The following is a 13,523-nucleotide window of genomic DNA, read 5'->3' as shown; positions in this document are numbered from 1 at the left end:
CGGTGTACATCCATTGCATCGGTTTTTTTATTCCCAATTGAAAATATAGTGAGTGATTTTTGGAATAAAAATAATGCAACCAATTATTACACTGCAACAGGCTGCCCAAAGTACGGCACCAGCAGCAATATCTTTAATGATTTTAATATTAGGATGAAAATCCGGTGTGATGTGATTGCAGATTTTTTCAATAGCTGTATTCATCATTTCTAACCCAATTACCAGCATCATGCAAAGCAAAACCAGTATCCATTCTATGTTTGAAATATGTAACCACCAACTGAGAAAAAGGGTAAGAATGGCTATAAAGAACTGTATTTTTGCATTTCTTTCCTGTATAAAAAATGTATAAATGCCGATAGCAGCATATTTCACAGCAATAAAAAATGAGGTCATTCCCTTGTTTGAATTGTAGTTTAAAGTTATTGTTATTGGGAAATATGTAGCAACCATTTTTGAAAAATCTTGTTATACATTAATTTATTTTAAATAATAACAATTGAAAGCTGTGTTTTTTCCATTCATTTTCACAAAAGCAGCATTTCATAAAAAAGGGCTATCTAACCAAAAGTCATTGGGCATGATTTAAAATAAATTAAATTTAATTGTGACTTATGTCTCTATTTACATTCCCCTATCCTTTAATTTTGCGCTATGATATGGCATACAGTTAAGAAAACCCTTTTGAGTGTTCTTTTGGTTTGGATGTGTAGCGCAGTAACTGTAGCGCAGGCAATTAAAATTAGTGGAGTCATAGTAGATAAACAAAGTGATGAGCCTATTCCCTTCTCTACTGCTGTTTTTAAATTGAGCGGGCAGGGTGTTTTAACCGACTCTTCCGGCCGCTTTGTATTTACTTCCGGCCAATGGAGTCACAATGATACCTTGCAAATCAGTTCAGTTGGGTATAAAAATGTTTTAATACCCAGTGCTTTATTTAAAGACTCGGCATTTTTTACTGTTAAAATGGAATTGTTGCCCAGTAATGATGTGGTGGTTAAAAGCAAATACAACCGGGCATTATGGTTTTGGCGAAAAATTATGCAGCACAAAGCCGATCATGAGCGTACCCACTGGAATAATTTTTATTATGAGGCTTACAATAAATTAGAATTAGATATTGCCAATATCAACACTGCCAAACTTTCCAAAAACTTTTTGGTAAAGCCTTTGAATTTTGTGTTCAATTATATTGACTCTACTTCAGAAGATAAACCATTTTTACCGGCTTATTTAACCGAAACCATTTCAGATTATTATCATCAAAATAATCCCGTACGTTCCCGCGAAATTATTAAAGCAACCAAAACCAATGGCATTGATAATGAAAGCCTGATAAAACAATTGGGTAATATGTACCAGATTGTAGATATTTATGCCAACACCATTCCTGTGTTTAACCGAGATTTCATTGGCCCTTTTAATGAACGTGGCGATAAGTTTTATAATTTTAAATTATTAGATACACAGTACCTGAATCATCGGAGATTGGTGCATTTTAAATTTACACCCAAACACAAAGGTGAAGATGTATTTGAAGGAGATTGCTGGGTGAATGATACCAGCTTTGCCATTCAAAAAATTACTTTACGGCCTGCCGTTGACGTAAATTTAAATTTTATCAGTGGGCTTACTTTAATTCAGGAATATAGATTAATAGATGATAGTATCTGGTTTTTATCGAAAGATAAATTTGTGGTAGATATTTCGCCCCTTGGGAAAAATAAACTGGCTTTTAAAGGACGAAAAACAACCACTTACCGAAAGGTATTGCTGAACAGCCCTTATGTTACCCGCATGCTCGATTCGGCCAAAACACCGAGTGAAGTTGATCTATTACCCAATGTTACCAATTTGCCCGATTCATTCTGGGCCGATCATCGGCATGAAGAACTGAATAAAAGTGAAAAAACGGTGTATGCATTGTTAGATACATTGGAAAATAATAAAACTTATATTCATTATCGAAATACATTAGAGTTTTTAGCGAAAGGGTATAAAGATGTGGGCAATGTACGTATTGGCCCCTGGTGGTATTGGTTAAGCGCCAACCCCTATGAAGGTGCAAGGGTTCGTTTTGATGTGGAAACCAATCGTGGATTTAATGAGCATTGGTTTGCACATACCTATCTGGCTTATGGCTTTAAAGATAAAGGGCTAAAAGGGTTGGGTGAAATACGGTATCAGTTTAGCAGGCAACCCTGGAGTTACATCAACTTAAAGTATCGAAATGATTTGGATAATGGCCAGATGTATGCTGATCAGTTAGGTACCGATAATATTTTTGCTACCATTTTCAGGAGGCCTAATATTCCTTTTAAATACCAACGTTCCGAAGAATGGGATTTGAATTATTATGCAGAGACCAATTCAGGTTTTGGCTTTGGCACTTCTTTCACTTCTAAACAATATGAAGCATTATTAAACTTGCCCGGTAAACAATATTTTCCTACTACGAATGGCGGTACCCCTTTAAAAACCTTTGAAGCCGGATTTAGTGTTCGCTATGCTTACGATGAACGTACCCTGGTCAGTAATTTTACACGTTATAGTTTGGGTAGCGATTATCCCATTGTATTATTCAACTATGCGCATGGCTTCCCCGGTGTTTTAAACAGTAGTTACACCTACGATAAAGTAAGTTTATCTGTTTCTGATTATTTAAAAATTGCACCATTTGGTTATGTTTATTATAATGTGTATGGCGGTAAAATTTTTGGAACAGCACCTTATCAGTTTCTGGAAGTACATCCCGGTAATGAGCAGTACTATTATAACAGGTATGCTTTCAGCTTAATGAATCGTTTTGAATATGTAAGCGATCAATATGCAGGTATTAATATTGAACACAATGTAGGTAATGGTTTGTTTAGATTAACCTCATTAACCCGTAAACTGAAGTTGCGGCAGTTATGGACATTTAAAGCTGTAGTAGGCAATTTAAGCCCTGACAATCAGCAATTGAACTATGTAGGCAATGCCCCCTTTAAATCGTTAGACGGGCATGTGTATACAGAAATTGGAACAGGTATTGATAATATATTTAAGCTGTTTCGTGTTGATTTTATTTGGCGCTTATCGCCAACTCCGGCAGTTAATGAAAATATAAATAAATTTGGTGTGTTTGGCAGTTTCCGAATTACTTTTTAATGAGCAACAGCAATCAACGGCTTAGTAAAGACTCGCAAATATTGCGTGCAATACGCGGTCCTTCATACACAAAACCGGTCCAAACCTGTACTAATTGAGCACCTGCTGCAAATTTATCCTGGGCATCGGCACCCGTAAAAATTCCTCCGCTTCCTATAATGGGTAAACGGTGTTGGGTTTGTGTAGCAACATAAGCCAACACTTGATTGCTTTTTTCGCGAAGCGGTGCGCCACTTAATCCACCCGCACCAATTTTTTCAATAACAGATGCTGCTGTGTGGTTCATCCCTTTTCTGCTAATGGTAGTATTACTGATAACCAGGCCGGAAAGCTTTACTTCTTCTGTTAATGCAATAATATCGTCTAATTGTTCTGTAGTTAAATCTGGCGCAATTTTAAGTAAAAGAGGTTTGGGTTGTGACTTCCCAAAATTGATATTCTGTAAGGAAGCGAGAATTTTTTTCAAAGCATCTTTTTCCTGTAAAGCCCTTAACCCCGGTGTGTTAGGCGAGCTAACATTCACCACAAAATAATCAGAAACATCAAATAAGGTTTCAAAGCAAATGGTATAATCTTTCCACGCATCTTCATTTTCGGTATGTTTATTCTTGCCAATATTTCCTCCAATAATTAACGATGCTGTTTCAGGTGTGTGTGCACTGTTTTTCCAATCTGCTAATCTTTTTTGTATGGCAATTACGCCATCATTATTAAATCCCATCCTGTTAATCAAAGCTTTGTCTGCCGGTAGTCTGAATAAACGTGGTGGCTCATTGCCCGGTTGTGCTTTCGGTGTAACAGTGCCTATTTCAACAAATCCAAACCCTAAACTGCTGAGTGGTTTTAAATAAACTGCATTTTTATCGAACCCCGCACCCAGTCCAACAGGATTTTTAAAATGAAGCCCAAAAACTTCTTTTTCCAAAGCCGCATCTTTTATGGAAAGTTGTTGTGCAATAAAATGTTGCAAAGTAGGAATATTACAAGCCTTTTGTAAACTATTCATCGCAAAATAATGTACCCTTTCAGGGTTCATTTGAAACAATAATTTTCTAATCAATGCATACATGGCTGCGAAGATAAAGCAGTGCAAAGAATAAGGAACAGAATCCTTGTTTGTTGATAGCATATTACGGTATACGCACAGTTGAAGCACAACATTTTTCCCTGCATGATTAACTAATTATTGGTTTCATTTGTTGAAAACCGAGATGGTAAAATTCAATGAATATATAGTTGCATAAACAACTTTTTATTACATTTGATGAGTAAAATTATTTTTATGCAGGAAGCATACATCGTTGCAGGTTTTAGGACCGCAGTTACCAAGAGCAAAAGAGGTGGCTTTCGTTTTTACCGTCCCGATGATTTGGCGGTGGAAGTGATAAAAGGATTGATGGCTACCCTTCCGCAGTTAGATTATAAACGGATAGATGATGTAATTGTAGGTAATGCTGTGCCAGAAGCAGAACAAGGCTTGCAATTTGGTAGAATTATTGCAGCTAAAGCATTGGGTGTTGAAGTGGCTGGTATTACCATTAATCGTTATTGTGCCAGCGGGTTAGAGAGTATTGCCATGGCAACTGCTAAAATAAGAACCGGTATGGCCGACTGTATTATTGCCGGCGGTACGGAAAGTATGAGTTTGGTGCCTACAACCGGCTGGAAAACGGTTCCATCCTATAATATTGCAAAAGATGAACCCGATTATTACCTGAGCATGGGTTTAACTGCCGAAGCAGTTTCAAAAGAATTTAATGTTTCAAGAGAAGATCAGGATGTGTTTGCATACCATTCGCACCAAAAAGCAAAAACAGCTATAGAAAATGGGTATTTTAAATCTGGAATATTACCCATTACTGTGCAGGAAACTTATGTAAATGAAAAGGGGAAAAAAGCGAACCGTTCTTATGTAGTAGATACTGATGAAGGGTTGCGTGCCGATACTACTGTTGAAGGGTTGGCTAAATTAAAACCTGCTTTTGCACTGAATGGTACCGTTACTGCAGGTAATTCATCGCAAACCAGCGATGGTGCTGCTTTTGTAGTTGTAATGAGTGAGAAGATGATGATTGAACTGGGCTTACAGCCCATTGGCCGATTGGTGAATTGTGCCAGTGCCGGCGTACATCCGCGTATTATGGGTATTGGTCCTGTGGCCGCAGTACCCAAAGTTTTAAAACAGGCGGGACTGAATTTAGCAGATGTAGATTTAATTGAACTGAATGAAGCCTTCGCAGCCCAGTCTGTTGCAGTAATTCGAGCGTTGGGAATGGATCCGGCTAAAGTAAATATTAATGGGGGTGCTATTGCGTTGGGGCACCCATTGGGATGCACCGGTGCTAAACTAACCATCCAAATTTTGAATGATTTAAAAAGACTGAATAAAAAATACGGAATGGTAACAGCCTGTGTAGGCGGTGGCCAGGGCATTGCAGGCATTATTGAACGAATGTAGGTTTGATTGGGAACTGTGTATAATGGGATAAGCGTGAAAGGGAAGGATATTATTTTTTTGTGAAATGATTTTCATCATTTTTTAACAGGCTTCTAAAAATTACCTTCATGTTATAAAAGTAAACACATGAAAACAATATTAATACCCACCGACTTTTCAGAAACTGCCAAACATGCCGCCATTTATGCCATGGAAATTGCCCGGCAAATAAAGGCAGAAAAAGTAATTTTATACAATACCTATCAAACCATTGTTACAATAGGTGCCGACCCGCTGGTTCCTGCGGTTGATGCTGTTGGGATTGATAATTTGAAGAAGGGAAGTGAAACAGGTTTGGAGAATTTTAAATTCATTTTATTGGCTTATCAGCCTGAAAATATTGTTGTAGAAACACTTTCAGAATTTAATCTGTTAACGCCGGGTATTCAGAGTGTATGCGAACGTATGCCCATTGATGTTGTAATGATGGGTATTACCGGCGGTGATGCCATTGAAGAAAATCTTTTTGGAAGCAATACTATACAGGTAGCCAAAAATGTTACTGTACCGGTAATCATTGTTCCAAAGGAGGCGCCAGTAAAGCCAATTGAAAAAGTATTATTTCTTTGTGATTTTCAAAAAGTTGTTGAAACTACGCCTATTCAGCCTATTATCAAGGTATTGGATGCTACCAAAGCAGCATTGCATGTGTTGAATATTGATAAAGATAATAGTCATTTTACACCTGAAACACCTCATGAAAGTTTAATGCTGCATAATTTGTTACATCAATACAATCCGCAATATCATTTTGTAGATGGCAATGATTTTATGGAAACAGCCAATAATTTTGTGAAAGAAAATAAAATTGATTTAATCATTTCAATTCCCAAAAGGCATGGCTTGTTTGATACACTGTTTAAAAGAAGCCATACCAAAATGATGGCATTTCATAGCATTGTACCATTAATGGTGGTTCATGACTAAAAAAATTAACTTAAATACTTTCCTACAATGGGTACCCTTCTGCCTACGCCAAAAGCCTTGGGCGAAACGCGTATGATGGGGCAAAACTGGTTGCGTTTGTATTCGTTTGTATTTACAAGTTTTAAAATTCTGTTGACTAAGTCGGCATCATAGCCCATTGCTTTTATTTCGGCAGGCCCCATCCGTTGCTCAATATATTGGTATAAAATTTTGTCTAAAATGGTATAGTCAGGAAGGCTGTCACTGTCTTTTTGGTTTGGTCTCAGCTCGGCACTGGGGGCTTTCTGAATGATGTTTTCAGGAATAATCATTTTATTTTTATTAATGAAACGGGCCAGCTCATATACCTGTAATTTATAGCAGTCGCCTAAAACACCGAGGCCACCAGCCATATCGCCATACAAAGTACCATAACCGGTAGCCAACTCGCTTTTATTAGATGTGTTTAATAAAATGTAGCCAAATTTATTTGCTAATGCCATTAATAAATTACCTCTTATTCTGCTTTGCATATTTTCTTCAGCCAACGAAAATGGCATACCGTTAAATTGAGGAGCTAAGGTGTTTAAAAATGATTCGTAAATATGGTTAATGGAAATAATATCGTAAGGGTTACCGAGATTTTTACTGAGTGCAACTGCATCATCCACAGAATGTGATGTAGAATAGGGTGATGGCATTAATACAGCACGCACATTTTCGGCACCTAAAGCAGCGCAGGCAATGGCCAAAGTAACTGCCGAGTCTATTCCGCCGGATGAGCCAATAATAGCTTTGGTAAAGCCCATTTTCGAAAAATAATCCCGAATTCCTAAAACAAGCGCATCATAAATTTGATCGATATTCAATGATTCCTGTAAAGTTGCAGGGTCCAATAATGCATCGGGTACATAAGCTGCTGCTTCAATTACCGGTTCTTTAAAATAGCCATCTTCATCCAAATGCACTGATTCTATTGCCTCTTTAAACAAGGGTAATGCTTTGCACAGGTTTGCATCTTTATCAAAAACCAATGAGGAGCCATCAAATACAATTTCTGTCTGACTGCCAATTGCATTGCAATAAATCATGGGTAATTTGTATTTCAATACATTGGCTTTAATCACAGCTTTTCTATCTTCAACATGAGTATAATCAAATGGTGAAGCGCTTAAATTAACCATCATATCCGGTGCATCTTTCATCAATTCATCCATTGGGCAGGTTCTGTACAATGGGTTGTTGCCTAAGTTCCAAATATCTTCACAAATGGTTACGGCAATTTTCTTTCCTTTAAATGGTACTACATGCCAATCAAAAGCAGGTTCAAAATAGCGGTATTCATCAAACACATCATAAGTAGGTAAAAGGGTTTTATGTAATTCTGCAATCACTTCGCCATTGTATAAAAAAAATGCTGCATTAAAAAGTTCCTTTCCTTTTCCGCTATTATTGTTTGCAGGTGCACCTACCAATACCCCAATATTTTGGGTATGCGCTTTAATAACGTTAATAGCAGCATAACATTTGGCAATAAAATCGTTGAACTCAACAAAATCTCTTGCAGGGTATCCGCAAATACTCATTTCACTAAATACAATTAAATCGCCACCGGCCTGCTTTGCTGTTTCTATGGCCGCAATAATTTTTTGTGTATTGAAATCAAAATTGCCGATATGATAATTTTGTTGTGCTAAAAAAATCTTCATGTAATTTTTTTTAAGTGTGCTTACAAATAGACCTAAATGAAACAGGAATAGTACATCAATTATTGTCGTTTAAAAATGCAAAGTTCTATATTTTAGACCAAAGCTATCAGCCCAATCTTAACAAAACAAATGGCAATACTCAACACATTGTATTTATTTTGCAGTAAATTATTTAGGAATGGTCAGATTGATGCGTAGAACAGGTTGGATAGCAGTAGTGATTTTTTTGGCAGCCTGCTCTCCCAAAAAAAAATTACCTGATGTTTCCAATATACCCATGCCTTTGACCTTGCAACGTTTTGACCGGGATTTTTTTGCAATGGATACCATGCATGTTTCGCATGGATTAGACAGTCTGCAAAAAAAATATCCTGTTTTTATTAAAGATTATTTGTATAATATTTTAGCAGCGTATCCACAACCAGATAGCGTATTGAAAGATGTACTGCTCTTCAGAAGAACCTATGCGCCGATTGATAGTGCCGTTCAACAGCAATTTTCAAATGTTAAAAAGTATACGGAACAAATTGCCACTGCTTTTCGATATTTTCATTATTATTTTCCCAAATACAATTTGCCACACAACATTATTACTTATATTGGTCCCATTGAAGGAATAGGCAGTGCCTTAACTTCATCCGGATTGGCCATTGGCTTGCAGGCATATCTGGGGCATCAGTTTCCGACCTATCATACACAATACATTAGGGAAGTATATCCCGATTATGAAACAAGACGGTTTGAACCAGAATACATTACGGTAAATTGTATGCGTAATATTTTAAGTGATTATTACCCGGAAAAAAAAGCAGGAATGCCCTTGATAGAACAAATCATAGAAAGTGGAAAGCGCATGTATGTTTTAGATGCCTGTTTACCAAATGTAGCCGATAGTATTAAAACCGGTTACACGCAAACCCAGCTTTCCGGCTGTTATGCCCACGAAAAAAATATATGGAGTTTCTTCATACAAAATAATCTGCTGTATGAAACAGAACCTACCCAAATTGCCCCTTACGTGAATGATGGCCCCGGAACACCTGAATTGGGCCCTGCAGCTCCCGGAAATATAGGCCTGTTTACCGGCTGGCAAATTGTAAAACAATGGATGAAAAAACATCCGGGAACCAGTCCGGAACAATTATTAGAAACCCCTTCAAAGCAAATTTTTGACGAAGCAAAATACCAACCCTGATTAATTCAGTTTGGCGGGCACAATCATTTCAAATGGGGGAATATTTACAGTAAAATGGGTTTTTGTATTTTGATTTTCCATAGTATAATAACCGCTCATTTTTCCCACTTCTGTTTTAAAATTACAACCACTTACATACTGGTAACTTTCACCGGGAAGAATAACAGGTTGTACCCCAACCACGCCTTCACCATCTACCTCCCTGTTTTCACCATTACTGTCAAAAATAAACCAATGCCTGTTGAGCAACTGAACGGTAAAATCATTGAGGTTTTCGATGGTAATACGATAGGCAAACATGAATTCATGGGTTAAAGGATTGCTGTAATCCGGCTGATAAAATGTTTCCACGCTAATTTGAATGCCTGCAGAAATTTTTGAAACCATATGCTGTGTAATCTGTAAGCATAAAGATAAGAAAATCAGTGTTAATAGTATTTGTTCATTCAATTTTAAAGCAGTAATACACTATTCCGGCCTGTTTACTACAGAAACAATTCTATGAAAGCTTACTTTTGCAATCTAAAATTTAAAGTATGAATAAAATAGCAGTGGCAAAAGGTGATGGAATAGGCCCGGAAATTATGGAGGCTGTTTTAACTATTTTTTCCGCAGCGAAAGTGCCGCTGCAATACGAATTTGTAGAAATGGGAAAATGGGTTTTTGATAAAGGATTCAGTAATGGAATGACACCCGATGCGCAACAAACCATAGAAGCATTGGGTATTTTGTTTAAGGGCCCTATGGAAACACCAAAAGGAAAGGGGGTAAAAAGTGTAAATGTTACTGCCCGTAAAACCTGGAATACCTATGCCAATAAAAGAACTTTTCAAACTTTGCATGGGGTAGATACCGTTTTTAGCAAAGCAGGTATTCCTATCGATATTACAGTGGTAAGAGAAAATATTGAAGATACCTATGGTGGTATTGAACACATGCTTACACACGATGTAGCGCTTAGCCGCCGTTTTATTACCCGCCCCGGCAGCTTGCAGTTAATAAAATATGCCTTTGAAATGGCCAAGAAAAAAGGTGCGAAAAGAATTACCTGCAGCCATAAAGCCAATATCATGAAAATTACAGATGGTTTGTTTTTGCAGATATTTTATGAAGTGGCCAAAGATTACCCGGAATTAAAAGCCGATGATGTAATTGTAGATGATTTGTGTATGAAACTGGTAACACGGCCCGATTTATTTGATGTGGTGGTATTAACCAATTTACAGGGCGATATTGTAAGTGATTTATGTGCCGGACTGATTGGCGGCTTAGGCTTTGCACCCTCTGCCAATATTGGTGATCATATTTGCATTTTTGAAGCAGTTCATGGAACAGCTCCGGATATTGCCGGTAAAAATTTAGCCAATCCGACTGCTTTGTTGTTAAGCGGTATTGGTATGCTGCACCATTTGGGATTAATGCAAACAGCAGCACTCATTGAAAATGCCTTATTATATACCTTAGAACAAGGTATTCATACCGGCGATTTTGGCGATAAAAGCATACCGGCCCTTTCTACCACTGCATTTGCAGAGGCCATTATTCAAAATTTTGGGAAAATACCCGAATTGGGCGCTAAGCCGGCATTACCTAACATGCCTACTACACAAACCCATTTTAAATTAGATAAAAACCCCATGCTCGAATCTATTGAAACAGAAAAAGAGCATATTGTTGGGGTTGATTTTTTTATTGAAAGCAATGAACAACCCATTGCTATTGCCAATAAATGTATGCGCCATGCAGGTGTAAAATTTAAATTAGTGAATATCAGCAATCGTGGTACACAGGTTTGGCCTACCGGATCGGTGTATACTAATTTAGTGAACCAATACAATGTTCGCTTTGAGAGTATTGATGATATGCCTTTAAACCAAATGGATGTGCTGGGATTATATGTAAGTATGAGTGGCAATTTTAAAATATGCTCATCAGAATTGCTGTTAATGTTGGGTAACAAAAAAGCCTACTCATTGGCACAGGGGCAATAAGTAAATACATAACCAATTAAAATAACAATAAGTGACCCGTTCAATTGAATTTAAATGAAGAAACAGTCATTTTTTAAAGGTTTACCTTTTCTGTTCTCATTTTTAACTTAATTTCACGGCTCATTTTAAAGAGCAATTGAACTATGGCAGAAGCGATATTAATGCCACGCTTAAGCGATACCATGACGGAAGGGGTAATTGCTGCCTGGCACAAAAAAGTGGGAGACACTGTTAAAAAGGGCGAATTATTAGCCGAAATTGAAACCGATAAAGCCACTATGGAGCTGGATAGCTATCAAAATGGGGTTTTATTGCACACCGGCGCCCCAGTAGGCGGTAAATTACAAGTAAATGATTTATTGGCTATTTTAGGACAGCCCGGCGAAGATATTAGTGGTTTACTGGCACAGCATGCACCCAATTCCGGGGCACAGCCTGCGGTAAAACCAGCAAAAGCTGCACCGGCAACTCCGCCTAATCAACCTGCTGCAAATGCACCAGCACCGGCAATGGATATTAGCAAGATGGAAGAAGTGGTATTAATGCCGCGATTAAGTGATACCATGACCGAAGGGGTTATTGCAGCCTGGCATAAAAATATTGGTGATACCGTTAAAAAAGGGGAAGTATTAGCGGATATTGAAACCGATAAAGCTACCATGGAGTTAGAAAGTTATAAAGATGGCATTTTACTTTATCAAGGGGCTAAAGCCGGCGAAAAAATTCAAGTGAATGATTTGCTTTGTATTATTGGCAAAGATGGATTAGATATTAATGGCATTGTAGCTGCCGTAAAACATACCAATCAACAAGGCACTCCTGCAGCTACTGTACCAACACCCGCTGCGCCTGCTTCACCGTCTGCACCTGCTACACCAGCTGCTGCTCCTGCGCCTGTTATCGTTAATGAAGGAAGAATTTTTGTTTCTCCATTAGCCAAGAAATTGGCAGAAGAAAAAGGTATAGATTTACGATATGTAAAAGGTAGCGGCGACAATGGCAGAATTATAAAAGCTGATATCGATAATTATGTGCCGGCTACTACAGCCGCCTCTGCAACTGCAGCTTCTGCGCCAACTGTACAGGCATTACCGGCAGGCCAGGTTAGGTACGAAGATGTTCCTGTTTCGCAAATGCGCAAAACTATTGCACGTCGCCTGAGCGAAAGTTTATTTACAGCGCCGCATTTTTATTTAACTATGGCTATTAATATGGATGCTGCTGTTGCCGCCAGAACCAAATTGAATGAAAATGCCAAAGTTAAAATCAGTTTTAATGATTTGGTACTGAAAGCTACGGCTATAGCTTTAAAACAGCACCCTAAAGTAAATAGTAGTTGGATGGGCGATTTTATTCGGTATAACCAGCATATCAATATTGGTGTTGCAGTAGCCGTAGATGAAGGTTTATTAGTACCCGTAGTGCGTTTTGCAGATAGTTTGAGTTTAAGCCAGATTGCTGTTCAGGTAAAAGAATACGCACAAAAAGCAAAAGATAAAAAATTACAACCGGCCGATTGGGAAGGAAGTACTTTCACCATTTCTAATTTGGGCATGTTTGGTATTGACCAGTTTACAGCCATTATCAATCCGCCGGATGCTTGTATTTTAGCCGTTGGTGGAATATCGCAGGAACCTGTTGTGAAAAACGGACAAATTGTACCCGGCAATGTAATGAAGGTTACCCTTAGTTGCGACCACCGGGTTGTAGATGGAGCAACCGGTGCTGCCTTTTTACAAACACTAAAAAGTTTATTGGAAGAACCGCTTAGAATGTTGATTTAACTTAACGGATACTAATTGAAAAAGTCCTGTTGATTCCTTGCGAATGAACAGGACTTTTTTTTAAAAAAATAATTAATAATATTAACAATATGTGTAAATGACTGTAAATTAATAGTTTTATCAAAAATTCATCAAAAAAAACCGTTTTTTTTCATTAAAAAATAATAAAATAAATTTTAAATTTATTAAAATATAAAATTATTTTTTATTTAAATTAATAGGATTAGGTAGAATAAACGCGAAGGGATTTTAGATAATTGTAAGGATGTGGAATTTGATTCATCAATCTTT

General features: G+C 37.5%; 10 protein-coding genes. 6 read left to right on the top strand and 4 right to left on the bottom strand.

Features of this window, described 5'->3' with window-relative positions; translation table 11 throughout:
* Positions 1-27: 27 nt before the first annotated feature.
* Positions 28-396 carry a diacylglycerol kinase family protein gene (locus JK139_RS10630; protein ID WP_074420283.1) on the bottom strand — a complete coding sequence of 123 codons (369 nt, stop codon included), beginning with the start codon at positions 394-396 and terminating at the stop codon, positions 28-30.
* Positions 397-654: 258 nt separating this feature from the next.
* On the opposite strand from JK139_RS10630, the gene JK139_RS10625 reads away from it, so the two are divergent.
* Positions 655-3,150 carry a DUF5686 family protein gene (locus JK139_RS10625; protein WP_074420272.1) on the top strand — a complete coding sequence of 832 codons (2,496 nt, stop codon included), beginning with the start codon at positions 655-657 and terminating at the stop codon, positions 3,148-3,150.
* A gap of 13 nt (positions 3,151-3,163) precedes the next feature.
* Here the strand turns inward: JK139_RS10625 and JK139_RS10620 are convergent, their stop codons facing one another.
* A complete protein-coding gene (locus JK139_RS10620; protein ID WP_074420271.1) occupies positions 3,164-4,219 on the bottom strand; it encodes a quinone-dependent dihydroorotate dehydrogenase in 1,056 nt (351 codons plus the stop codon).
* 195 nt (positions 4,220-4,414) lie between these two features.
* Here JK139_RS10620 and JK139_RS10615 point away from each other — a divergent pair, with 195 nt between their 5' ends.
* On the top strand, positions 4,415-5,608 hold the full coding sequence (locus JK139_RS10615; protein ID WP_228733204.1) for an acetyl-CoA C-acyltransferase: 1,194 nt from the start codon (positions 4,415-4,417) through the stop codon (positions 5,606-5,608).
* A 126-nt stretch (positions 5,609-5,734) separates the two neighbouring features.
* The gene (locus JK139_RS10610) at positions 5,735-6,574 is read left to right on the top strand and encodes a universal stress protein (RefSeq protein WP_074420418.1); all 840 of its coding nucleotides are present in this window, start codon (positions 5,735-5,737) and stop codon (positions 6,572-6,574) included.
* Positions 6,575-6,579: 5 nt separating this feature from the next.
* Here JK139_RS10610 and JK139_RS10605 read toward each other — a convergent pair whose 3' ends face one another.
* Positions 6,580-8,262 (bottom strand): NAD+ synthase, encoded by a 1,683-nt coding sequence (locus JK139_RS10605; protein WP_218331266.1) that lies wholly within the window; start codon positions 8,260-8,262, stop codon positions 6,580-6,582.
* 178 nt (positions 8,263-8,440) lie between these two features.
* Between JK139_RS10605 and gldB the strand changes: the two genes are divergently transcribed.
* Positions 8,441-9,457, top strand: coding sequence for a gliding motility lipoprotein GldB (gene gldB, locus JK139_RS10600; protein WP_218331265.1), 1,017 nt, complete (start codon positions 8,441-8,443; stop codon positions 9,455-9,457).
* Here the strand turns inward: gldB and apaG are convergent, their stop codons facing one another.
* Positions 9,458-9,844, bottom strand: a complete 387-nt coding sequence (gene apaG, locus JK139_RS10595) for a Co2+/Mg2+ efflux protein ApaG (RefSeq protein WP_074420421.1) — start codon at positions 9,842-9,844, stop codon at positions 9,458-9,460.
* Positions 9,845-9,993: 149 nt separating this feature from the next.
* Here apaG and JK139_RS10590 point away from each other — a divergent pair, with 149 nt between their 5' ends.
* Positions 9,994-11,448 (top strand): isocitrate/isopropylmalate family dehydrogenase, encoded by a 1,455-nt coding sequence (locus JK139_RS10590; protein ID WP_218331264.1) that lies wholly within the window; start codon positions 9,994-9,996, stop codon positions 11,446-11,448.
* A gap of 143 nt (positions 11,449-11,591) precedes the next feature.
* Positions 11,592-13,232, top strand: a complete 1,641-nt coding sequence (locus JK139_RS10585; protein ID WP_074420423.1) for a pyruvate dehydrogenase complex dihydrolipoamide acetyltransferase — start codon at positions 11,592-11,594, stop codon at positions 13,230-13,232.
* The last annotated feature ends 291 nt before the right edge of the window (positions 13,233-13,523 follow it).

It is taken from the genome of Hydrotalea lipotrueae (genome assembly GCF_019249625.1).
GTDB classification, from domain to species: Bacteria; Bacteroidota; Bacteroidia; order Chitinophagales; family Chitinophagaceae; genus Hydrotalea; species Hydrotalea flava.
This window is presented reverse-complemented; position numbering and strand designations above follow the sequence as displayed.

Excerpts from the sequence above, each read along its gene's own strand:
- JK139_RS10630 (WP_074420283.1), bottom strand. The coding sequence starts at position 396 with ATGACCTCATTTTTTATTGCTGTGAAATATGCTGCTATCGGCATTTAT.
- JK139_RS10605 (WP_218331266.1), bottom strand. The coding sequence starts at position 8,262 with ATGAAGATTTTTTTAGCACAACAAAATTATCATATCGGCAATTTTGAT.
- gldB (WP_218331265.1), top strand. The coding sequence starts at position 8,441 with ATGGTCAGATTGATGCGTAGAACAGGTTGGATAGCAGTAGTGATTTTT.
- JK139_RS10590 (WP_218331264.1), top strand. The coding sequence starts at position 9,994 with ATGAATAAAATAGCAGTGGCAAAAGGTGATGGAATAGGCCCGGAAATT.
- apaG (WP_074420421.1), bottom strand. The coding sequence starts at position 9,844 with ATGGTTTCAAAAATTTCTGCAGGCATTCAAATTAGCGTGGAAACATTT.
- JK139_RS10585 (WP_074420423.1), top strand. The coding sequence starts at position 11,592 with ATGGCAGAAGCGATATTAATGCCACGCTTAAGCGATACCATGACGGAA.
- JK139_RS10620 (WP_074420271.1), bottom strand. The coding sequence starts at position 4,219 with ATGTATGCATTGATTAGAAAATTATTGTTTCAAATGAACCCTGAAAGG.
- JK139_RS10610 (WP_074420418.1), top strand. The coding sequence starts at position 5,735 with ATGAAAACAATATTAATACCCACCGACTTTTCAGAAACTGCCAAACAT.
- JK139_RS10625 (WP_074420272.1), top strand. The coding sequence starts at position 655 with ATGATATGGCATACAGTTAAGAAAACCCTTTTGAGTGTTCTTTTGGTT.
- JK139_RS10615 (WP_228733204.1), top strand. The coding sequence starts at position 4,415 with ATGAGTAAAATTATTTTTATGCAGGAAGCATACATCGTTGCAGGTTTT.